This is a genomic window from Streptomyces sp. NPDC090499 (assembly GCF_044769305.1).
Taxonomy (GTDB): Bacteria; Actinomycetota; Actinomycetes; order Streptomycetales; family Streptomycetaceae; genus Streptomyces.
Genome location: NZ_JBIVXP010000030.1, coordinates 45,943 through 64,260, shown reverse-complemented (window position 1 = coordinate 64,260; position 18,318 = coordinate 45,943). Strand labels below are relative to the sequence as shown.

The window sequence follows — 18,318 nt, the reverse complement described above, 5'->3', positions numbered from 1 at the left end:
GGGACGCTCACCGTACGCCTCACCCCCGATACGGCGGCAAGACCCCAGCCACCCTGCGCCGCAACACCGCCGCACGCCGCACACTCCACCCAGACGGCGCCGCCACCAGCGCAGCCACCAACCGGTCCGCCCCCAACACCCACACCGGCCCATCCCAGCCGGCCACCCGCGCGTCCAGCACACCACCAGCAACCGGTGAGCCGTGGACGACCAGCATCGGCCACACCGCACCCGCATGCAGTCCCAGCAGCCGGCCTACCGTGCCCGTGTACCGGGCCACCTTCTCCACCTCGCCGTGCCGGTCCTCGCTGCCGCAGTGCACCCTCCCGGCCAGCAGATCCGTCGACCACGACCTGTGCCACGCCTTCGTGTCCAGGACTACTACCGCCGTCCCGCACGGGGAGACGAGGACGTGATCGATGTTGGCGCGGCCGTGGCCCGGTAAGCGTCGGTCGTGAAGGATCCGCCATCCCCGCCATCGCAGCCCGTGCAGCAGCCGGGCGGTGGCTCGTTCCGCGTCTGCGCCGCGCTGCCAGCGGGCCGCTACAGCGTCCGCGCGGGCCGCCTCCGGGCTGGTGCCGGTCAGGGCTGTGATACGTCGCCACACGCCCCGCCGTGCCCGCGCGCGTATGGCGCGGGCCTCCGCGGCCGCCGACCGGCCTGCCGCGCTCACCGGCGCCCCTCCGTCTGCTCCAGCCAGGCGCCCATCGCCTCGTACATGCCACGCACTTGCTCCCGGGCCAGGACGACGTCCTCCCGGCCCAGTGACAGCCGCATCCACGGCCACGGCGCCCCGTCCTCCGGCCGGTCATCCCGCCCGTCCCGGGTGATGTGCGACGGCACCTCCGCCAACTGCACTACACACCCCGTATCCCGCGGGTCGTCCTCGTGCGGCAGGACGTGCGAGCCCTCGTACCGGTAGGGCGGGTTGTCCTCGAGGTCGAAGATGGTTGCCCAGATACTCACTGATCCTCACCGTCCTCCGGGAGATACCCGTCGGTGTCCAGGCCCAACTCGGCGCGGATACGGCCCATGCGCTCCCGGTTGTCCAGGCAGCATTCGCACAGCATCCGCACCTCGGTACGGATCCGATCCAGCTTCGCCCGCAGCGCGCCCGGGTCGTCGTCCTCCGGCCGGTAGCCGGGGGCCAGCATCCGCTCGTACTTCGGCTGATACTCCAGACACGACGAGCACGTCACCTCCGTGCCCTCCGGAAGCGGGCCCTGCATCATGGACTCCCCACAGATCCCCGGCCCGGTCGCCCACTCGTCGAACGCGGACAACCACTCGTACACGGCCAGGTGCACGCCGTCCGGGTTGTCGGAGATAACCGTGGCCCGCACGGGCCTGAGGTAGCGCCGGGTCTTGTCCAGTTCGGTCATGCTGCCTTCCTGGTCTTGGAGGTTCGGGGTCGTGCGTGGGCGCGTCGTAGCCGGCCGCGGCGGGCCCGGGCCACGAGTGCTTCGATGAGCAGTGCGGTGAGGACGAAGATGGCCACGCACGAGAACAGGCCGGCCACGGTGAACGTGCGCGTACCCGTGGCACGCAGCCACACGTACGCGGTGACGAGCGCGATACCGGCGACAAGGGCGCACTGCGCGAGGACAACCCTGCTCACGATGCCGCCCACAGAGGCGAGTCATCGGCTGCGGCACGCCACGACGCCCGAGACGACAAATGCCACACCCGGTCGTCGGTCGGGCACCGGTAGGCACGCGCCTCGTGCCGTCTCTGTTCGCCGCGCAAGGACCGTGCGATGCGTGTGCCCAGGAGACCGTCCTCGGCGTGCTTCCTGGTCGTGTACCGGACCTTCCGACCGCCGCCCCCGGATCGGCACTGGCACTTCGTGGGCACGTACCGGCCCGCCTGCAGAGTGTGGGTACGTGCGAACGCGGCGAGGGTGGTCTTGTTCAGGGCCCGCCATCCCGCAGGGGTTACGCCCGGCGGGTTGAGGGCGTACAGCTGGACGCGTCCAGAGGTACAGCGGGCTGCCGTCCCCGACGTGATCATGATGGTGGCGCCGGACGGGTGGAAGGCTTCCAGGCGGGCCCGGTCGGGGGCGTGGGTGATGGTGACCTGCCATCCGAGTGCGCTGAGGGTGGGTTCCCAGTGGGCTATCCGTTCGGCCGGGTTGGGTGTCGTGGTGGCTGGTTGGGTGACGGTTTCAGGCATGGGTGTCCCAAGGGGGTGGGTGGGTTTTCGGGGAAGGTGGCAGGCTGATCGTTCTTGCCCGCCCGTACAGATGTCTAAGATGTCCGTTTCCGGGAGTGGTGTGGGGCGTTCGGTACCCCGCGGCTGTGCACTGCCGGCTCCGCGGTACCGGCCAGCAGGTCGTCCGCGGCACGTAGCAGCACCGACCTCAACGGACCCGCCGTCTCAGGAAGCCGGCCCACCAGGTCACGCAACCGGTCCCCCACCATGGAGTTCGCGCGCACAGCACGGTCGCGTTGCGTCCGCGCCTCCGACAGAGCGTTCTGCAGACCACCAGCAGACCGACGCGCCTGATCCAGCGACGCCACCAGAGCACGCAACTCCAGCGCCTCATCCACCGACAGACTCTGGGACTCGGCAACCGTCAGGAGTTCACCGATCCGGCCAGACGTCGACTTCACCGTTACCGCGCGCGGACGCAGCGACGGCGACAGCGCGATGAGCCGCATGTCGATGGCTATCGCTACCGCATGCGTACGGTCCTCCGCCCCCAGCTTCGGCTTCAACGCCTTCCAGTAGCCCAGCACCGTGTTCCGGCTGAGGCCCATCTGCTCGGCGATCGCCTGATCGGTGTTGCCGTGTGCTGCCAACTGGAGGACGCGCACGTGTACGTCCGTCAGAGATGCGACGGGCCCGCCATCGACAGACGACGGGCCCACCTGAACAGGAGCAGTCACGCTCCACCCCCATACGGCTGCAGGACGGCGCTGCCGGGCACGTACAGCGGATGCCGGGGCTGCCCGGTCGACGTCGTCCCCAGGCACGCCACCGGGACGCCCTGGGCGCCCAGGGACGCCGCCACGGCGGTCCCGCGCCCGTGCTCGGCACCGCCGGCACCCCACGCCGCGACGACACGGCCACCGGTACGGACGGCCTGCCGTATGAACGCGTCGTTGTACCGGCCCACCGGATCCGCGTGATGCCGCAGGGCCCGCGGGTCGGTGGAGCGCAACGCGAACAGGTTGACGACGACGATCCCGCCAGCGCCCTCACGCTGCGCGAAGGACAGGCAGCGGCGGATCGTCGGGTCCTCCACGAACGCGTCCGCCGTGCTGGGGTTGAGCATCACCCACACCAGCGGAGCCTTGGCCGGGTCCCAGATGCGGGTGAGCAGGTACCGGTAGGTGCGACCAGCGTCGAACACGGCGGCCGCGGTCCCGCCTGCGAGGTCTTCCCGCTGGTCGACGGTGACGTCCAGGTCCATGTCGGCGGGCATCATCTCGAGAACGGTCACTGCGTCCTCCCGGGGTCGACTTCCGGGTGGGTGAAACGGACCGGCTTGCCCAGGGCACGCGCGTATCGGATCTCCGCTGTGGTGGAGGACCCGATGTAGTCGCCGACGACCAGAACCTCGTCGGCGAGCCTGATCTTCGCCCGGTGCAACTGGTCCAGACTCCCCTTCAGCCGCTCGGCCTCCAGCGGGTCGTCCCAGCGCGGGTGCGGCTCCTTCATGTTGCAGCCGGGCGCCAGCACGATCTTCCCGTCCGCGGTCTCCAGCAGGTTGGCCTCCGCCATCTCCTGCATGAACCGGGTGGATCCGCAGATCACCACGATGGTGGGAATCCACTCCGGGGATTGCGCGGCAAGGCTGGTGGTCTCGGGTGTGGCGGTCATGCGGTGGTACCTCCCCATGCGGCAGAGTCCTGCTGCGGGACGGGTGCGGCGGCCGGGGCCGGGTCGGGTGCCTCCTCGTGGAGGATCGTGTTGACGCGCGTGGCCGCGCGCTTCAGCCGGTGCACGGCGAAGGCGACGGCCAGCAGGACGGCGGCGGCGATCAGGAAGACGGTCATGCTGTGGTGCCTCCTCAGGCGGCAGGCAGGTAGTAGATGTGCACGGCCTGGTCCTCGTCCGGGCTGACGTCCTCGCGGAAGATCCATGGGTACTCAGCGTCCTCCGGCATCCACTCGAACACCGCCCACTGGGCCTCAAAGCGGTCCAGGCCCAGGTAGTCGACATCGAGGTCGGTCTCCTCAGCCCAGGCGACAGCGGCAGCCCGGGCCTTCGCCAGGTCGTCCGTGATGACGATGAGTGCCTCGCCGTCCTCCCCGATCGCGGCCAGGAGCACTCCGGCCTTCAGGTAGAAGCCGTTGCTGTCCGACTCGGCCGGGATAAACCGACCCATCGGGAGCTCCGGGACAGGCCCGATCTCGTTCAGGTAGTGCAGGCCTTCGTAGTTCGGTCGCATGTGCAGGTTGCAGCGAGTGCCGTCCAGCCGGATCAGCAGGACCGCACTGGGCTGGTCGGTGTCGATGCCAGTGATGACGCCGGGGTAGCTGGGCGTCTTGGGCAGGTCCCGGTATCGGGTGTAGAGGATGCGCCGTCCGACCTGGGCCTTCGGGTACGCGGCGGGCGTGGTGGTCATGAGCGGGTGGTCTCCTTGCTGCGTCGGGTGAACGGGAGTCGGTCGGAGGCGCGGCTGAGCAGGTTCCGGCGGCGCACAGCCCGCGTGTCGGCCGACACCGTCTCAGGGCTGTCGGGGTGCCACAGTTCGATCCACACCCCGTACTTCCGCCACACGCACGCCGTCCGCCCCGGGACGCTGTAGTCGAACTGCGGACGCTGGTCCCCGGGCTGCCCGAGCATCACGTAGGAGTCCGCGGTGAACAGGCGCAACGCGTGCGCGACATCGGGGCCGGTGATCTGGGCGCTGAGGGTGGGGCTGCCGTCCGGGCTGATACCGGTCTGCCAGCCCGTGGTCCTCTCGGTGAGGTTCCGGTCCTGGGTGAACGTGGCCCACGCCTTCTGCGCGTGCTCCTGCGCGTAGCCGAGGGCCTTGGACGGGTTGATGCTGGTCGTGGTCATACGCGGGTTCTCCTGGGGCAGGGGCGGTCAGGTGGCCTTGTAGAGGGACTTGCTGTACTGCTCGGAGCCGGCCGCGACGAAGCCCTTGCCGGAGGGGACTGGGCCAGAGGGAGGGGGCAGAGGCTGCAACGCCTGACGCTTCAACATGGCGTTGTAAGAAGCCGTGTATGCGCGCTGGCACGCCTTGCACAGGCGCTTGCCGCTACGCCGGATGATCGTGTTCTCCGCGTCGAACGCGTGCCCTCGCTTGCAATGGGTCGCCCGAGCCGCCTTCGCCGATACCCCCTCACCTCTGATGACGTTCACCCGGTGCGTTACCGGTTCAAGGTGCTCAGGGTTCACACAGGCCCGGTTTCTGCACAGGTGATCGATTACCAACCCGTCCGGTATTGCGCTCACCAGCAGCTCGTAGGCAACTCGATGGGCCCGCACGTTCCGACCACCAACGCGTCCGCCACTCCGAAACTGGCCGTACCCGTCAGCCCTCAGGGAAGCGGTCCACACCCAGCACCTACCAGGCGCTTCGCGTCGAAGAGAGATAGGACCGCTGCGATTCACCTTGGTCCAGAACCGGTCTTCCGCGGATGCTGTCAGCATGCGTTCTCCGTCTCGATTCGAACGGTGTATTGCGACGGCAGATACCTGGCGTACGAGTGTTCTTCGGCATGCCGAGCAGCTACCTCGGTCCTCAGCCGGGCAACCTCCTGGGCTACCTGATCCGGTGACACCTCGATTCGATAACCCTCGGTGACGGCGTCATAGCCATTGGGGTCGACGAGGCGGAGAGTCAGCACGGCAGCACCTGGGTCCCGAACACCACGTAGGCGATACCGCCGAGCAGCAGGTCACCGGTCATACGGGCCGCGTCGGCGATCCAGTCGAGCCGCTGGTCCTGGATTTCGGCCTCCCACTCCAGGATCGGGACCTGGCTGAGGAGGGTGCCGAGCTTGCCGTGGGTGTTGGTGCGGTGTTCCAGGCTGTAGAACCGGTCGGCCTTGATCTGCTCGGTCAGGTCGGCGATGTCGGCGTTGAGGGCGGCGAGTTCGGCCTGGTAGTCACGGTCGACCGCGGTGGTGGTGATGATCGGCATGGGTGTCCCCCGTGTATGGATTGGTGGGGTTCAACACTCCACACCATATCGCCCTAAGCATTGTCACGCAATGCTCGTGCGCGGGCATGAGAAAGGGGCCCAGTCCGAAGACCAGACCCCTGAACCGCCCGCACCGGGTCAGAACGGTGGCGGCTCCTCCCCCCACCCACCAGCCTGCTGACCGGACGCCGGCGACGCACCCCACGGATCGTCCAACCCCTCCCGCGACGACGCCTGACGAGCCTGCGCGAACTCCTGCCGGCCCTGCCCCGTGCCGCTCGTCTTCGACACCTTCGCCGTCGCCGACCGCAGCGACACCCCAACCTCTTCGGCTTCCATCTCGTACACGGTGCGCTTCACACCCTGCTTGTCCTCGTAGGACCGCTGCGACAGCCGACCCTGCACAATCACCCGCATCCCGCGGGTCAGGGTCTCCCCGCAGTTCTCTCCCTGCTGCCGCCACACCGACACCGGCAGGTACAGCGTCTGGCCGTCCTCCCACGCCTGCTTCTCTCTGCTGTACACGCGGGGCGTGGACGCCACGGTGAACTTGCAGACGCCAGCTCCGGAAGGCGTGAACCGCAGGGAGACCTGCTCGTCCACCACATTGCCCACCACAGTGATCACGGTCTCGCCGCTCATGCCGCTTCCTCCATCTCGTTCTGTTTCAGGGTTCGTTCACGCGGCACGTACACCCGCCGCCACAGCCGCCGGCCCTCAAGCTGGGCCTGCTCCTTCATCCGCTCCCACTGCCGGGCTGCCGCCGCCGGGGTCATCTCCAACTTGTCCGCGATTTCTGCCGCAGTGTCGTTGGTCCACTCGAACAGGTAGGCCAGGACTTCCTTCCGGTCCTTCGCTCCGAGGATCACCGACTCGCCCATCAGCCAGCGGTCCGCGACGTTCCCGCCTTCCGTCGCCGCCGGCGCCACAGCGTCCGTCAACGGCTGAGCTGTCGGGTCATCGATCGTCTCGTCATCCCAGGCGAGCGGGCCATGCCAGCCGTACCCGGTAGCCCTGGCGCGTCCGTACGACGACGTACCTACGGTCATAGACAGACGCGCGTAGGCCCGCCGGACAGCCTGCTCCAGCGCCATCGTGACCGTCGCCCGCTGCCCGTGCGTCAGCATGCTGATGTACGTGAACGAACACCCCACCTCATCCGAGATGGTCTTCTGACTGTGCCCCATCACCACCAGGGCCTGCAGCCTGCGCACGGTACCGGTGGAGTCCACCAGCGCGGCAGGGTCGGGGACATCACGCAGCGCCAGGAGCTTGTCGGCGGTGCTCTGCCAGATCTCGGGCAGTCGATGGCGCAGAATACGGCGGACCGTGGTCTGGGCCACACCCGCTTCGACGGCTATTCCGGTGATGCTGCGCCCTGCCGCAATCAGTCGCTTCAGGTGGGCGGCCACCGGCCCGGTCGAGGCCATCCCGGAGATTCCACGGCTGCGACGTACATCGTCCTTCTTCCGGCGGAGGCGTGCACCTTCGATGCACACGTCACACAGGCACGCGGGACGGGATTTGCAGCCCAGGCGGCGCGCCATCGTCCCATGTGGGGGAACCGGCCGGCTCATGCCGCCTTCACCCCCTGCGTGGCCCGCTCGGCCTGGAACTGGGTGACGGCCCGCGACAGCGTCGCCCGGGTCACCCGCAGTTTCGGGGCGATGTCCCGCTGCGACATGCCCGCGGCGAGTTGCCGTTCGATCCACGCCTGCCGGTCCAGGCAGCGCTCCATCTGCGACTCCGACGAGCCGCGCAGCGCACGCCGTTCCCGCTCGGACATGCCGCCCCACACTCCGGCCGGCTGCCCCGTGTCGAGCGCCCACTCCAGGCAGGCGTCACGGACCGGGCAGCGCGCGCAGACGGCTTTGGCGGCCTTGGTCTGCTTCTTCCAGCCGTTGGTGTGCGCGGTCGGGAAGAACCGTTCGGCGTCGACGCTGGTGCAGGCGCCTTGGGCGCGCCAGTCGGGGTTCGCGGCGTTCGTTGTGCCGAGGCGGGTGGTGGCGGTCATCGGGTGGCTCCGGTGGGCGGGTTGAGGAGGGCGAGGTGGTCGGGGTGGATCTGGTCGAGGTCGGTGAGGATCAGGACCAGTTGGGAGCCCTTGACGGGCGTGCCGAGTCGGGGGTCTCCGCCGAGGCATCGAGTTGAGTCGTCGTCGGGGAGGACTCCGGCGTCTACGAGGCCGTCGATGGCTGCTTTGGCGGATTGGGCCCAGTTGGCGGGGTCGCGTCGGGTGACGCGGGGGCCGGGGTGGATGACGTAGAAGATGTGGGCGCGTTGCATGGTGGGCATGCCGTCTCGGAGGGCTTGGCGGGCGCTGTAGGCGGCGGCGGCTCGGATGGCGGCTGCGAGGTCGCTTTTGGCGTGCCAGTGCATGCGGCGGGTCTGGTTCTCGTTGAGGAGCTTCATGCCTTCGGGGAGGGCGACCCGCCAGGAAGGCGGCCGCGTGATGCTGCTGTGCTGCGTCTCGCAGGCGGTGATGGTCACGCGTTCACCGCCGGGAACTCGTCGTGCGTGCGGCCGTCCAGCTCGCGGCCGGCGGCCTTCTTGCCGAGGCGGTACATGCCGGTGAGGTGGGCGCGGTCGTGGCCGGCTCGGATGGCTTCGCCGTAGCGGGGGCCGTCGGGGTAGGAGAGGTCGCCGGGCTGGTAGACGGTGCCGTCGTTGGCGACGGTGATGCCGAGGCCGCGGCGGGTGTTGATGAGGCGCCCCTGGTCGTTGAGTGGAGCGTCGACACCCCAGGTGCCCCACTGCTTGAACAGGAACGGGATGTTGGCGGCGGCACACTGGTTGCGGAGGGTTCGGGCCCAGTCGGGGTGCATGGGGCGGGCCTTGGGGCCGGACTCGCCGCCTGCGACGACCCAGTCGAGTCGGGCGCTGGTGGTGGCCTGCCAGCGGCCGGGGACGCCGTAGCGCTGCTTGAGGGCGTCATAGACCATGTCTGGCTGCTGCTTGCTGCCGGCCGCGATGCGGGTGAGGTCGACGGGGCCGAGGAGCGGTTCGGCACTGATCCATCGGACGGCGGCCGGGGTGTCGAGGAGAGCGGGGATGCGCAGGTCGGCCCACTGCTGGTTCTCGACACTCACGCCCAGCCACAGATTCGGCAGCGGCCACACCTCGTCCTGGCGAAGCGTCGCGTCTCGGTCGCGGACGTACATCTCGGTGCGTACGGCGACGACGAAGTTCCGATCGTTCAGGAGGGCTCGCATCCGCGCGTGCCGTTTGGTGAGCAACTGGTACGAGTGCTGCGGGGTGAGCGCCATGACGGCGAACACCTTGGCGATGAACTCGGTCGGGACGTTCTTGTGGAACAGGTCGGACAGGGAGTTCACGAAGACCTTGATGGGCGTCTTCCAGCTCAAGGGCTCGGCGAGACGCTCGTCCAGGAGGTTCACGGTTCCGGACCAGTCGACGCCGGCGTCGGTGCGCTGGGTGGTGCCGGCGAACGCGGCGGCGATCCTCGGGTGCGGGTTGGACTCGCGGATACGGGCGGTTCCGATGGCGTAGCAGGCGTCGCAGCCGGGGCTGACGCGGTCGCAGCCGATGATGGGTGACCAGGTCTTGTCGGCCCATTCGATGCTGGTGTTGGTGGCCATTACTTCTCCGGTGTGGGCAGGTGGAGTTCTTGGGCGAGGTTCTGGCGGATGTCGAGGGCGATGGCGGGGTTGTGGATGAAGCGGGCCACGGTGGCCTTGAGCCCGCGGAGTTCCTGGAGCTCGTTCTCGGCGAGGCGCAGGAGATCGGGGCGATCGCGGAGTTGGGTGGCGAGGTGGTCGACGTAGCCGGGCGTGTGGTCAGCCATCGGCGTGCTCGTATCCGCGGACAGGATGGCCGACTCGCTGGAGGGCTCGGGTGAGTTCGTCGACGTGGACGTCGTCGCCGTCCTTGACCTGGTCGACCCAGTGCTCGATGACGTGCATGACGGCGGCCAGGTTCTCCTCGGCGCGCAGCCGGAACTCGTGGGGGGTGGGCTTGGTGCGTCGCTGCAGGGTGAGGGTGTAGTTGTCGGTCGGGTTGTCGCCGTCGCGGAGGTCCAGGGAGACCTTGGGGGCGGTCTCGTAGGAGATTTCGACGTAGTTGTCGGCGCCGGTGTCGTCGAGGACGGCGCGCATGGAGGCGACGTACAGCTTCAGGTACCAGTGGGCTTCGGCGAGTTCGAGGGTGGCGACGCCGTCCTTGATGGTGAGGGCCTTCATCATGGTGCCGTCGGCGAGGATTTCGGCGGCGAGGTCGCCGAGGCCGTCCATGGCGTGGTTGGCGGCCTTGGTGAAGTCAGGCTTGTGGTTCCACGCGCCGGTGCGGCGCCATTCGGTCCAGGAGGCGGCGAGGGCGTTCTGGATCGCGGTGTGGGCCTGCTTCCAGCGGCGGTCTCGCTGTTCCTGGGTGAGTTCGGTGGTCACGGCTGGGGGTGCTCCTTGGCTGTCTCGTTGTGGGCGGCGCGGGCGGCGAGGCTGGCGGCGATGTCGTGCGCGGACATGGGCTGGGTGTCGGCGGCGGTGGTCCGCGGGGTCTGACTCAGTCGGTCGGCGAGGACGCGGGGGGTGGCGGGGAGTTCGAGGACGGTGGTGCTGACGGTGTCCGGTTCGTCGGGGAGCGGGCGGGCCCAGCTGGGGGTGGTGGTGGTCTTGATGCTGGTTGTGGTGGTGACCTGGATGCCGAGTTCGGCCCATTCGGTGTCGGTGAGGCGGGGCAGGTGGTTGAACTGGGCGTGGGTTTCGGTGCAGCGGTCGGTGTGGAGGCGGGCGGCCATCGCGGTGGAGGGTCGGTCGAGGGTGTAGGTGTGGGTGGCGCCCATGGGGCAGATGGCTTGCCAGGTGAGGGTGCGGGTGGCGAGGACGTAGTGGAGGTGGCTGCCGTCGTGGAGGGGGCGGGTGGCGGTGCCGTTGCGGTGGTCGTGCCAGTCGCGGATGCGTTCGGTGGTGATGCCGGCGAGGCGGGAGGCGATGGTGGCGTGGGCTTGGATGTCGGTCATGAACGGCTTGTCGCGCTGCGGGAGCGGGGCGGCTGCGGTCTTCTTGGCGGCGGGGCGGCGGGTGGCCGGCTTCTTGGCCGGGGCCCTGCGTGCCGGGGTGGTCTTCTTCGCGGCGTCTCGCTGGGCGGGTGTGGTCTTCTTCGCGGTGCGCTGGTTGGTGGCCATGGCGGGCCTCCGTCCTGGTTGGGGCTTGGTGGTGCTCCGTAGTGGGTGTGGGGGGGGTGGGAAGGGCTGGCTGTCAGGTCCTGGCGGGCTGGTCCGTCCAGGCGAGTTCGGTTTCGGCGCCCGCGACGGCGTCCTGCTCCAGGCGGAGTTCGATGACGCGGTCCATGAATCCGAGGGCGTAGGGCAGCGTGGCGTGGTCGGCGGCCATGCCGGCGAGGACGGTCATCTGGTCGTTGGTGCGGGTGCGTGAGGCGTCGTAGGCGTCGGCTCGGCCGCGGCTGTAGTCGGGGTCGTGGGCGAATCCGTTGGTGGCCAGGTCGATGGTCTGGGTGGTCATGGCGTGGGGGCTCCAAACAGGCTGGGTGTGTGGTGCATTTCGGAGAGCCAGCCCAGGACGTTCGGGAGGTTCTGGTCTGGTCCGAATGCGAGGTAGGTGCCGTCAACGGACTCGCAGCCGTAGACCTCGGCGATGCGGAGGCGTTGACGGGAGTTGACGCGGCCCATGTGGACCGTGAGTCCGCGATCGTGGGCTTCTTCGGCGATGCGTTGGGCGGTGGGGCCGATCTTCCATTCGGTGGATCCGGCCAGGAACAGAACGTCGAACTCGTCCCAGGGGATGAGGCCGTTCTCGCATCCGTCCTGTGCGGCGAACGCTGCTGGGATCCCGAGTTGGCGGATCTTGGCGAGCCAGGGCAGGGATTCGGCGAGGGTGCCTTCGGCGTCGAAGGGGACGTCGGGGGCGACTGCCCACAGGCACCGGTCCGGTCCGTAGCGCTGGACGGTGTCGGTAAGCCACTGGTACCAGCGGTCGGCGCCGGGCCAGCCCTTGCCGAACTTGCCGTTGTCGCAGGCGTACAGGGCGCCGTCGGGGATCCGGTTGCCTTGGGCGGGGGTCGTCATGCAGCCGAGAAGTCCGGCGGACATGGCGGCCCTCACCTCAGGCCCGGACGGTGTTCCGAGATACAGCACGGCGGGCCTGCCGAACAGTGAGGACGGCGGCCACGGGCAGCAGGGTCGCCCACGCGAGCTTCCCGACCAACTGGCCGCCGACAGCCGCCGTGGTGATGGGGAACCCGGCCAGCCCCAGGAACAGCAGCGTGTCGACGATCGCGCCGACGGTGTTGGAGGCGAGGACGGCCTTGGCCCAGCCGCGGGTGCGGAGCGGGGTGTAGATGGCCATGTCGGCCAGTTCGGCGATGAGGAACGCGGTGGCGGAGGCGATGGCCAGGGCCGGGCTGGTGGCCCAGGTGAGTAGGGCTCCGGTGGCTATGCCGGCGAGTACCCAGGTGCGGCCGAGGAGGTCCTGGACGACGTCGCGGAGGAGGAGAGCGGCGCCGGCGGCGTAGGTGCCTGCGGTGGTGACGAGGCCGGGGCCGACGTGAACGAGACCGTACCTGCTGGTGAGGTAGTTCGCTCCGGTGATGGCGGCGGCGTACGCGGCTACGGCGGCGAGGCCAGGGCGTCGGCGGGAAGCGGTGGTCATGAAGGTCCCTTTCAGGCGGTAGTGACGGCGTCGGCGTAGTCGGGGTCGATCTGGTCGGTGTCGAGGGCGAGCGCGTACACCGCGATCGGCGCGCCGTGGCCGTGGTCGGTGTCGGTTCGCAGCGTCCACAGGGCGGCCTTGCGCCCGGCGGGTTCGCGGGTGATGTGGCCGCCGAGGGCCATGAACCACAGCTCCAGCTCGGGCAGGCCTGCGGTGAACACCTGGGCTTCGCCGTCGCGGTCGGTGATGCGGCCGTGGGGGAGGCCGTTGTAGTCGGCGGCGACTTCGGCTTTGACGGCTGCGTTGAGTGGCCGGGTGGGGCTCATGCGGGCCTCCGGGTGGGTTGGCGTCCCGGCCGCCGCAGAGGCGGTGTCGTGCTGGGCCGGGAAGTCTGGTGTGTCAGGCGGTTTCGTAGTGCTCGTCGGCGCAGCCCGGGCATTGATGGCGGCCGAGGTTGTAGCTGGGTTCGTCTTCGATGACGTGGGCGTCGGGGTGCTCGGGGTCGAAGATGGCCGGGCAGGTGCAGGAGCAGGCGCACTTGCGGATGTGGGCGCCGTAGGGGATGCGGAGGCCGGCGATGGCGGCGGCGGCGAGCATGAGGGCGAGGTATTCGCCGTTGTCGCGGTTGCCGTCGGCGAGTTCCATGACGTGGTCGAAGCGCTGCTGGTCGGCCGGGTCGAGACGGTTGTAGTCGGCTTCCGAGCGTGCGAAGGCGTGCGTCATCACGGCCACGGTGGCTCCAGGGTGTGCGGGGTGGGTCAACAGGCCCTGGTGAGGGGGCTGTTCCCTATCAACACCACCACAGTAACCTCATGGGCATTGTCGCGCAATGCTTTGATGGTGGTGGGTGTGAGAAAGCCCCGCTCCCCCGGGCAGGGGGGCGGGGCTGTTGCGTGAGGCGGGTTACTGGCCGGGCTCCGGGTGCCGGCGGGCGTGGGCTTCCAGGAGGTCGCTGTAGGAGACCACGCACGGGCGGCCGCGGCGCTGCGTGGGGAGGCGGTCCTGGTCGGCCCAGCGCTGGAGTTTGCGGACGACCGCCTTCAGGGGCATGCCTGTGAACTCGGGCAGCTGGGTTTCCATGAAGAGGAGCGCGGCCTCGTCGAAGGTGACGGGGTCGGGGATCCCCCGGGCGCCGGTGTCGGGGGTGAGTACTGCTGTGGCCATGCGGGCCTCCCAGGATCGACGGCCGCCATCGTTCGCAGCTCCGGTGACGCCGATACGGGGTGTGGAGAACGTGTTCTCCACTTGTGGTGATGGTGTGTGCGGTGGTGGCTGTTGCTGGGTACGACTCGGTTACCCCGGGTCAGGTTGCACACTCGCGGAGACTTTTTTCGCGGGCCACGTGTTCGAGGGCGAGCCGGCCGAGTGTCCAGGAGCGGCTGATGCCGTTGTTGCCCTTGGCGCAGTGCAGGTTGACGCAGACGGCGCGTTGCCGGTCGGTCTGCCAGTGGAGGCCGACGGTGCGGCAGGCGGGGCACCGGTGGGGGCGTACGACGGAGGCGTCTCCGGCCTGTACGGCGTGTTCGAGGCGGTGCCGGTATTCGAGGACGTCGCGGCGGAACTGGACGTCTTCGGGGGCGTGCTGGGTGTGTTCGCGGGCCCAGTCGTAGACGTCGGCGATGCGCTCCGGGAGGCCGGCGTCGGGGTTCGCGGTCCGGGTGTGCGTCACGATCTCGGTGACGGAGGTCCGGATGTGGTCGGCGACGCGCTCGTTGTAGGGCAGTCCGGGCGATGCTGAGGTCGCGTGGCCGCCGAGGCGGGTGTAGGAGTGGCCTTCGGGCCCGTTGACAGGGTGCCCGCGGAAGTAGGCGTGGAGTTCGGCGAGGCGCCTGGTGGCGCTGTCGGTGGCCGTTTCGCCGGTGTCCGTGTTCCCGTGGCCCATACGTGTCCCCGTCCCCTGACCGGTTTCCGGGGCGCGGGGCATCCGTACAGAGTGTGCAGGGGCGCGCGCCGGAGACCGGATGCTGTTACTCCGGGTGATTCCGGACGCCCCATCATGGCACGAGTGTGGCGTTTGGTGAACGGTTCGTAAGAGATGATCAACAGAGTGTTGCGGAATTTGCCTGTCGGGCAACACCCCAACACGCATGATTGCGTGGCATATTCAGACAAGCCCCGGGGTGTCACGCAGGTGCGCGACCGTCGCCTTCAGGTCATCCAGCTGCTCGGCCGAGATGATGCCCCGCGCCCGGGTCGCCTCCAGCACCCGCTCCATGATGGCCAAAGACACCAGGAACACGGCGGCGGTGTCGTCGTCGGACAGGGTCCGCGGCGGCCGCATGGCGTTGAACGCGGTCTCGACATCGTTGGCGAACAGTTCGAGCGCGGTCTGCCTGCTGCTGTCGCCCGACGGTGTGGAGGGTTCGGGGGGTGTCGTCATCGTCCACCTCCCCTGGGCCGCCTGCAGTGCACCGCCCCTTCGGCGGTGCTTGGTGATATCGATTACGGCCCCGGCGGCCCCGGTGTTCAGGTAGGCGCGTTCGGGGTTGGCCGGCTCTGCTGCGGACATGCAGGGCTCCGCTCTCCGGCAGTGGGAAGGGTCCTCGTACAGCCGCCGTGTCGGCGTCGGCGGCCCAGTCCCGGGTACGGCTGCCAGTCCATGCTCCGGGACCCCTCACTTTGACAGCAATCGGTGTGAGTGGGGATGGCCGGGGTGAGTTTTAATGCGCGCGTGACCTGATTCATCACGCAGATGGCTTGTTCTGCTACCGCAAGTAAGCCTGTGGTGTGGGCGGGGTGAGATGTTCACAGTTTCGGCCGGTGGGCGCGCCCGTCAGGATGACGCGAGTCTAGTCGCGGATCTCGTCACGGGGGAGGGTCGTTCCCTGATTCGGTGCGGGCGGCGGGGTGGTGGCGGGAGGATGCCGGGGGTGGCCGGGCCGCCATGCGGGTCGGGCCGGAGGCCTGGCGGGCTGCGAACCACCCAGTCCCGGTCCGACCCTGGCGGCCGGCCACCCATCCCGTGGGGGGCAGGCGATCCCCAGCCAAGTGGGCGTTGGCGGTTGTGGCCAGGGTGTTCACAGGTGTCTCACACGATCGGGCGATCAAAAACCCGGGCAACCCGACGCGTTATCGACTTTTAGTCAACAACTTTCGGACGTGAAAAATGCCCCGCCCCAGCGCCGCGGTGGGCATGAGGGCGGGGCCAAGAGCAGCCAGGGCTACACCGGTTACCCGGCCGACTGCTTCGTCGCGTGGTAGTCCATGAGGTACTTCATCATCTGACGGAACTGGTCCGCCGGCATCCGCTCGATGAGGAACCCGGCGGCGGCCCGGCCGTCGTCGTACGGGAACTTCCTGCCCACGATGGTCTCCGCCTGGTCTGCACTCTCCTCGGGTGCTGCGGGTTCTCGCGGTTCAGGCACGGGCGCGGCCGGTGTTGCCGGGGCGGTCGCGGTCGCTGGGGGAGCCGCCGTCTGGTTTACCGCGGTAAACCGCTCCGGGACAGGATCCTGTACCGGCACCGACGAAGCCGGGGCCGGGTCCGGCTGGTTTACCGCGGTAAACCGCTCCACCGGCACCGCGGCCGGCCGGGACACCAGAGCAGGCTGAGGCGCCGACTCCTGGGTTCCTGCGGTCTTCCACCGCTCCGCGGCCTCCTTCGCCGCTTTCCGCTTGGCCAGTTCCTCGTCCCACGCCGCCGACTGCACCTCCGCGGGCAGACCGGCGATGTCCCTGGCCACCCGCACGGGCATGTCGCCGCTGCTGACGAGGTCCTGCAGCTCTGCGGTCAGCTTGAGGAGCTTGCGCTGCTGGCTGACCCAGCCCTTCGTCTTGTCGTAGTAGACGGCGACCTGGTCGGCTCCGCCGAGCTCGGTGACCATCGTCTCGATGGCGATGGCCCGCTCGATCGGGTCGAGGTTCTGCCGGTCGTTGTTCTCGGACTGCACCGCGTCCAGGAACGACGCCCGGGACGCGGCGACGTCTTCACGGTGTACGACCTCGAGGACACCGCGGTCGACGAGCTGGGAGGCCCGGTAGCGGCGTTCCCCGTTGACGATGACGTACGGGCAGGCGCCCACGTTGTCGGCCTCGGCCGGCCACAGCTTCAGATAGGCGGCCCGGGACACGACGACCGCGGGCTGCAGCTGTTCCTTCTTCAGCTTCTCCCCGAACTCGCGGAGTTCGTCGTCGGTGCCGAAGTTCCGCCGCGGGTTGAAGCGGGTGCAGTGCAGTCTGTCCAGCGGCAGATTCAGAAGGAGTGGCTCGCCGATACCTGGCACGGTTTCAACGCTGTTCCCGGCAAGGGACGCAAGGCTGGTTCGGCGGCCCATCAGTTGCGGCCTCCGTAGCCGAGCTCGAGGGCGAGGCGGTAGAAGTCCTCGCGGGCCTCCATGGCGACCCTGTTCTTGGGGTACTGGGTGACGACCATGCCTTCGGCGGAGGCGCGGGTGTGGAGTTTGTAGCGGCGGATCACGGTGCGGGTGCGGGGCCATCCCTGGGCGTCGATGTAGGCGTTGGTGTCGTCGAGGTCGGCGCGGCCGTCGCGGGGGTCCCAGTTGTTGACGACGACGTGGTAGGTGAGGTTGCGGGGCTTGAGGACCGTCTCGACGGTTCGGGCGGTGGCGTCGAAAACGAGGGGTTCGGGCGGCATGGGAACGACTGCTTCGTGGGCGACGTCCAGTGCTGCGGACAGGAGCGCTTCGTCTTCGATGTTGCCGGGGGTGTCGATGAAGACGTACCGGTAGCCGTCGAGGCCCTCGATGCCGTCGCGGCCCAGGGTGTAGTCGACGACGGCGCCGAGGTTGACGGTGGCGGTGGTCTTGCCGACGCCGCCCTTCTGGTTGCAGACGACGATGACCCGGGTGTCCTTGCCGAGGTTGCGCAGGTTGCCGAGGCTGCTGGGGTCGTCGTGGGCTTGGGCGAAGTCGAAGGGCAGGCCGTCTCCGACGCGGTTGGCCCACCAGACGGCGGATCCTTGTGGGTCGGTTGAGACGACGAGGATGCGTGATTGCATGGATGCTCCGTGTGCTTCCCGAGGGTTCCGGTACTTCGGACGGAGTGCATCCTTCCAGACGGCGCAGGGGACCTTGGTGAGGCGTGCAGGATGTGGTTCTGGTTTACCGCGGTAAACCAGGATCGGTCAGCTGTCGTCTTCGTCGTCCTCCTGGGCGTACGGCTCGCCGTCGGCGTAGGCCGGCTCTCGGAAGAGGACGCCGTGCTGGTACGGGACCGGGCGCGGCCGAGGTGCCTGCTCAACGTGCTGCCGGATGTGGCGGATGGCCCGGTCTACTTGGTCGGGGGTGTGCGTGGGGGGCCCGATGGTGGTGCTGAGGGTGCTGGTGGTCATCGGGTTCCTCCGGCGGGGACGCGGACCGGGTCGGGTTCCGCGGTGACGGTGATGAGGTTGATGCGGATCCACTGGTCGAGCAGGGCGCGTTCCTCGGCCTCTTGGTCGGCGTGCCAGGAGGCCCGGTCCTGGAGTAGGACGTGCTTGTCGGTCTGGTTGCAGCAGACGGTGAAGCCGCTATGGCGTGGGCATTCGCTGTCACCACTGCTGGGGCAGTGGTAGACGTCTGGACAGCAGGTGGCCATGGGCGGCTCCGTTCGTGCGTGGTGATCGCGACTACGGTGCACCAGATCCGGCGGGCT

Annotated in this window: 31 protein-coding genes and 1 pseudogene; all 32 read right to left on the bottom strand. The window is 68.9% G+C overall.

The window, feature by feature from the left end:
- Positions 1–19 precede the first annotated feature (19 nt).
- Complete coding sequence (locus tag ACIQVL_RS48730; protein WP_403478902.1) at positions 20–673, bottom strand: nuclease-related domain-containing protein; 654 nt, start codon at positions 671–673, stop codon at positions 20–22.
- Positions 670–966 carry a hypothetical protein gene (locus ACIQVL_RS48725; RefSeq protein ID WP_403478901.1) on the bottom strand — a complete coding sequence of 99 codons (297 nt, stop codon included), beginning with the start codon at positions 964–966 and terminating at the stop codon, positions 670–672. Before ACIQVL_RS48725 ends, ACIQVL_RS48730 begins: the two co-directional genes overlap by 4 nt.
- Positions 963–1,382 carry a hypothetical protein gene (locus ACIQVL_RS48720; RefSeq protein WP_403478900.1) on the bottom strand — a complete coding sequence of 140 codons (420 nt, stop codon included), beginning with the start codon at positions 1,380–1,382 and terminating at the stop codon, positions 963–965. The genes ACIQVL_RS48725 and ACIQVL_RS48720 overlap by 4 nt, the downstream gene beginning before the upstream one ends.
- Entirely contained in the window at positions 1,379–1,618 is a 240-nt protein-coding gene (locus tag ACIQVL_RS48715; RefSeq protein WP_403478899.1) for a hypothetical protein, read from the bottom strand. Before ACIQVL_RS48715 ends, ACIQVL_RS48720 begins: the two co-directional genes overlap by 4 nt.
- A gap of 628 nt (positions 1,619–2,246) precedes the next feature.
- Entirely contained in the window at positions 2,247–2,870 is a 624-nt protein-coding gene (locus ACIQVL_RS48710; RefSeq protein ID WP_403478943.1) for a response regulator transcription factor, read from the bottom strand.
- Between the two features lie 14 nt (positions 2,871–2,884).
- A complete protein-coding gene (locus tag ACIQVL_RS48705) occupies positions 2,885–3,445 on the bottom strand; it encodes a DUF1643 domain-containing protein (RefSeq protein WP_403478898.1) in 561 nt (186 codons plus the stop codon).
- Entirely contained in the window at positions 3,442–3,825 is a 384-nt protein-coding gene (locus ACIQVL_RS48700; RefSeq protein ID WP_403478897.1) for a hypothetical protein, read from the bottom strand. The genes ACIQVL_RS48705 and ACIQVL_RS48700 overlap by 4 nt, the downstream gene beginning before the upstream one ends.
- A complete protein-coding gene (locus ACIQVL_RS48695; RefSeq protein WP_403478896.1) occupies positions 3,822–4,001 on the bottom strand; it encodes a hypothetical protein in 180 nt (59 codons plus the stop codon). Before ACIQVL_RS48695 ends, ACIQVL_RS48700 begins: the two co-directional genes overlap by 4 nt.
- A 14-nt stretch (positions 4,002–4,015) precedes the next feature.
- Positions 4,016–4,573: a hypothetical protein gene (locus ACIQVL_RS48690; protein ID WP_403478895.1), complete on the bottom strand. Its 558-nt coding sequence runs from the start codon at positions 4,571–4,573 to the stop codon at positions 4,016–4,018.
- Positions 4,570–5,013 carry a hypothetical protein gene (locus ACIQVL_RS48685; RefSeq protein ID WP_403478894.1) on the bottom strand — a complete coding sequence of 148 codons (444 nt, stop codon included), beginning with the start codon at positions 5,011–5,013 and terminating at the stop codon, positions 4,570–4,572. Before ACIQVL_RS48685 ends, ACIQVL_RS48690 begins: the two co-directional genes overlap by 4 nt.
- Before the next feature lie 27 nt (positions 5,014–5,040).
- Positions 5,041–5,610 carry an HNH endonuclease signature motif containing protein gene (locus tag ACIQVL_RS48680; protein WP_403478893.1) on the bottom strand — a complete coding sequence of 190 codons (570 nt, stop codon included), beginning with the start codon at positions 5,608–5,610 and terminating at the stop codon, positions 5,041–5,043.
- Between the two features lie 190 nt (positions 5,611–5,800).
- Positions 5,801–6,103, bottom strand: coding sequence for a hypothetical protein (locus tag ACIQVL_RS48675; protein WP_403478892.1), 303 nt, complete (start codon positions 6,101–6,103; stop codon positions 5,801–5,803).
- 138 nt (positions 6,104–6,241) lie between these two features.
- Complete coding sequence (gene ssb, locus ACIQVL_RS48670; protein WP_403478891.1) at positions 6,242–6,745, bottom strand: single-stranded DNA-binding protein; 504 nt, start codon at positions 6,743–6,745, stop codon at positions 6,242–6,244.
- Positions 6,742–7,533: a hypothetical protein gene (locus ACIQVL_RS48665; protein ID WP_403478890.1), complete on the bottom strand. Its 792-nt coding sequence runs from the start codon at positions 7,531–7,533 to the stop codon at positions 6,742–6,744. The genes ssb and ACIQVL_RS48665 overlap by 4 nt, the downstream gene beginning before the upstream one ends.
- A gap of 326 nt (positions 7,534–7,859) precedes the next feature.
- A pseudogene (locus tag ACIQVL_RS48660) lies at positions 7,860–8,117 on the bottom strand (WhiB family transcriptional regulator); the annotation flags it as partial.
- Entirely contained in the window at positions 8,114–8,593 is a 480-nt protein-coding gene (locus tag ACIQVL_RS48655; protein WP_403478889.1) for a hypothetical protein, read from the bottom strand. The gene ACIQVL_RS48655 and the pseudogene ACIQVL_RS48660, both read right to left, overlap by 4 nt.
- The gene (locus tag ACIQVL_RS48650) at positions 8,590–9,702 is read right to left on the bottom strand and encodes a phage Gp37/Gp68 family protein (protein ID WP_403478888.1); all 1,113 of its coding nucleotides are present in this window, start codon (positions 9,700–9,702) and stop codon (positions 8,590–8,592) included. Before ACIQVL_RS48650 ends, ACIQVL_RS48655 begins: the two co-directional genes overlap by 4 nt.
- A complete protein-coding gene (locus ACIQVL_RS48645) occupies positions 9,702–9,908 on the bottom strand; it encodes a hypothetical protein (RefSeq protein WP_403478887.1) in 207 nt (68 codons plus the stop codon). Before ACIQVL_RS48645 ends, ACIQVL_RS48650 begins: the two co-directional genes overlap by 1 nt.
- Positions 9,901–10,506, bottom strand: coding sequence for a hypothetical protein (locus ACIQVL_RS48640; RefSeq protein ID WP_403478886.1), 606 nt, complete (start codon positions 10,504–10,506; stop codon positions 9,901–9,903). The genes ACIQVL_RS48645 and ACIQVL_RS48640 overlap by 8 nt, the downstream gene beginning before the upstream one ends.
- Complete coding sequence (locus ACIQVL_RS48635) at positions 10,503–11,243, bottom strand: hypothetical protein (RefSeq protein ID WP_403478885.1); 741 nt, start codon at positions 11,241–11,243, stop codon at positions 10,503–10,505. Before ACIQVL_RS48635 ends, ACIQVL_RS48640 begins: the two co-directional genes overlap by 4 nt.
- 73 nt (positions 11,244–11,316) lie before the next feature.
- Positions 11,317–11,580, bottom strand: a complete 264-nt coding sequence (locus ACIQVL_RS48630) for a hypothetical protein (RefSeq protein WP_403478884.1) — start codon at positions 11,578–11,580, stop codon at positions 11,317–11,319.
- On the bottom strand, positions 11,577–12,167 hold the full coding sequence (locus tag ACIQVL_RS48625; RefSeq protein ID WP_403478883.1) for a hypothetical protein: 591 nt from the start codon (positions 12,165–12,167) through the stop codon (positions 11,577–11,579). The genes ACIQVL_RS48630 and ACIQVL_RS48625 overlap by 4 nt, the downstream gene beginning before the upstream one ends.
- A gap of 13 nt (positions 12,168–12,180) precedes the next feature.
- Positions 12,181–12,726 carry a VUT family protein gene (locus tag ACIQVL_RS48620; RefSeq protein WP_403478882.1) on the bottom strand — a complete coding sequence of 182 codons (546 nt, stop codon included), beginning with the start codon at positions 12,724–12,726 and terminating at the stop codon, positions 12,181–12,183.
- A gap of 11 nt (positions 12,727–12,737) precedes the next feature.
- Positions 12,738–13,052, bottom strand: a complete 315-nt coding sequence (locus ACIQVL_RS48615; RefSeq protein ID WP_403478881.1) for a hypothetical protein — start codon at positions 13,050–13,052, stop codon at positions 12,738–12,740.
- Positions 13,053–13,125: 73 nt separating this feature from the next.
- On the bottom strand, positions 13,126–13,449 hold the full coding sequence (locus ACIQVL_RS48610; RefSeq protein ID WP_403478880.1) for a hypothetical protein: 324 nt from the start codon (positions 13,447–13,449) through the stop codon (positions 13,126–13,128).
- 180 nt (positions 13,450–13,629) lie between these two features.
- Positions 13,630–13,890, bottom strand: coding sequence for a hypothetical protein (locus ACIQVL_RS48605; RefSeq protein ID WP_403478879.1), 261 nt, complete (start codon positions 13,888–13,890; stop codon positions 13,630–13,632).
- A gap of 139 nt (positions 13,891–14,029) precedes the next feature.
- Complete coding sequence (locus ACIQVL_RS48600; protein ID WP_403478878.1) at positions 14,030–14,608, bottom strand: hypothetical protein; 579 nt, start codon at positions 14,606–14,608, stop codon at positions 14,030–14,032.
- 222 nt (positions 14,609–14,830) lie between these two features.
- Positions 14,831–15,235 carry a hypothetical protein gene (locus ACIQVL_RS48595; RefSeq protein ID WP_403478877.1) on the bottom strand — a complete coding sequence of 135 codons (405 nt, stop codon included), beginning with the start codon at positions 15,233–15,235 and terminating at the stop codon, positions 14,831–14,833.
- A 661-nt stretch (positions 15,236–15,896) separates the two neighbouring features.
- Positions 15,897–16,949: a ParB/RepB/Spo0J family partition protein gene (locus ACIQVL_RS48590; protein WP_403478876.1), complete on the bottom strand. Its 1,053-nt coding sequence runs from the start codon at positions 16,947–16,949 to the stop codon at positions 15,897–15,899.
- 50 nt (positions 16,950–16,999) lie between these two features.
- A complete protein-coding gene (locus ACIQVL_RS48585) occupies positions 17,000–17,683 on the bottom strand; it encodes a ParA family protein (protein WP_403478875.1) in 684 nt (227 codons plus the stop codon).
- A 126-nt stretch (positions 17,684–17,809) separates the two neighbouring features.
- On the bottom strand, positions 17,810–18,016 hold the full coding sequence (locus ACIQVL_RS48580; protein ID WP_403478874.1) for a hypothetical protein: 207 nt from the start codon (positions 18,014–18,016) through the stop codon (positions 17,810–17,812).
- Positions 18,013–18,261, bottom strand: a complete 249-nt coding sequence (locus ACIQVL_RS48575) for a hypothetical protein (RefSeq protein WP_403478873.1) — start codon at positions 18,259–18,261, stop codon at positions 18,013–18,015. Before ACIQVL_RS48575 ends, ACIQVL_RS48580 begins: the two co-directional genes overlap by 4 nt.
- Positions 18,262–18,318: the final 57 nt, after the last annotated feature.

Bases quoted from the DNA above. Each gene is read 5' to 3' on its own strand.
- ACIQVL_RS48680 (WP_403478893.1), bottom strand. From the start codon at position 5,610: ATGCTGACAGCATCCGCGGAAGACCGGTTCTGGACCAAGGTGAATCGC.
- ACIQVL_RS48635 (WP_403478885.1), bottom strand. From the start codon at position 11,243: ATGGCCACCAACCAGCGCACCGCGAAGAAGACCACACCCGCCCAGCGA.
- ACIQVL_RS48700 (WP_403478897.1), bottom strand. From the start codon at position 3,825: ATGACCGCCACACCCGAGACCACCAGCCTTGCCGCGCAATCCCCGGAG.
- ACIQVL_RS48645 (WP_403478887.1), bottom strand. From the start codon at position 9,908: ATGGCTGACCACACGCCCGGCTACGTCGACCACCTCGCCACCCAACTC.
- ACIQVL_RS48695 (WP_403478896.1), bottom strand. From the start codon at position 4,001: ATGACCGTCTTCCTGATCGCCGCCGCCGTCCTGCTGGCCGTCGCCTTC.
- ACIQVL_RS48605 (WP_403478879.1), bottom strand. From the start codon at position 13,890: ATGGCCACAGCAGTACTCACCCCCGACACCGGCGCCCGGGGGATCCCC.
- ACIQVL_RS48615 (WP_403478881.1), bottom strand. From the start codon at position 13,052: ATGAGCCCCACCCGGCCACTCAACGCAGCCGTCAAAGCCGAAGTCGCC.
- ACIQVL_RS48650 (WP_403478888.1), bottom strand. From the start codon at position 9,702: ATGGCCACCAACACCAGCATCGAATGGGCCGACAAGACCTGGTCACCC.
- ACIQVL_RS48665 (WP_403478890.1), bottom strand. From the start codon at position 7,533: ATGGCCTCGACCGGGCCGGTGGCCGCCCACCTGAAGCGACTGATTGCG.
- ssb (WP_403478891.1), bottom strand. From the start codon at position 6,745: ATGAGCGGCGAGACCGTGATCACTGTGGTGGGCAATGTGGTGGACGAG.
- ACIQVL_RS48630 (WP_403478884.1), bottom strand. From the start codon at position 11,580: ATGACCACCCAGACCATCGACCTGGCCACCAACGGATTCGCCCACGAC.
- ACIQVL_RS48575 (WP_403478873.1), bottom strand. From the start codon at position 18,261: ATGGCCACCTGCTGTCCAGACGTCTACCACTGCCCCAGCAGTGGTGAC.
- ACIQVL_RS48580 (WP_403478874.1), bottom strand. From the start codon at position 18,016: ATGACCACCAGCACCCTCAGCACCACCATCGGGCCCCCCACGCACACC.
- ACIQVL_RS48625 (WP_403478883.1), bottom strand. From the start codon at position 12,167: ATGTCCGCCGGACTTCTCGGCTGCATGACGACCCCCGCCCAAGGCAAC.
- ACIQVL_RS48675 (WP_403478892.1), bottom strand. From the start codon at position 6,103: ATGCCGATCATCACCACCACCGCGGTCGACCGTGACTACCAGGCCGAA.
- ACIQVL_RS48720 (WP_403478900.1), bottom strand. From the start codon at position 1,382: ATGACCGAACTGGACAAGACCCGGCGCTACCTCAGGCCCGTGCGGGCC.
- ACIQVL_RS48610 (WP_403478880.1), bottom strand. From the start codon at position 13,449: ATGACGCACGCCTTCGCACGCTCGGAAGCCGACTACAACCGTCTCGAC.
- ACIQVL_RS48595 (WP_403478877.1), bottom strand. From the start codon at position 15,235: ATGTCCGCAGCAGAGCCGGCCAACCCCGAACGCGCCTACCTGAACACC.
- ACIQVL_RS48690 (WP_403478895.1), bottom strand. From the start codon at position 4,573: ATGACCACCACGCCCGCCGCGTACCCGAAGGCCCAGGTCGGACGGCGC.
- ACIQVL_RS48620 (WP_403478882.1), bottom strand. From the start codon at position 12,726: ATGACCACCGCTTCCCGCCGACGCCCTGGCCTCGCCGCCGTAGCCGCG.
- ACIQVL_RS48685 (WP_403478894.1), bottom strand. From the start codon at position 5,013: ATGACCACGACCAGCATCAACCCGTCCAAGGCCCTCGGCTACGCGCAG.
- ACIQVL_RS48585 (WP_403478875.1), bottom strand. From the start codon at position 17,683: ATGCAATCACGCATCCTCGTCGTCTCAACCGACCCACAAGGATCCGCC.
- ACIQVL_RS48600 (WP_403478878.1), bottom strand. From the start codon at position 14,608: ATGGGCCACGGGAACACGGACACCGGCGAAACGGCCACCGACAGCGCC.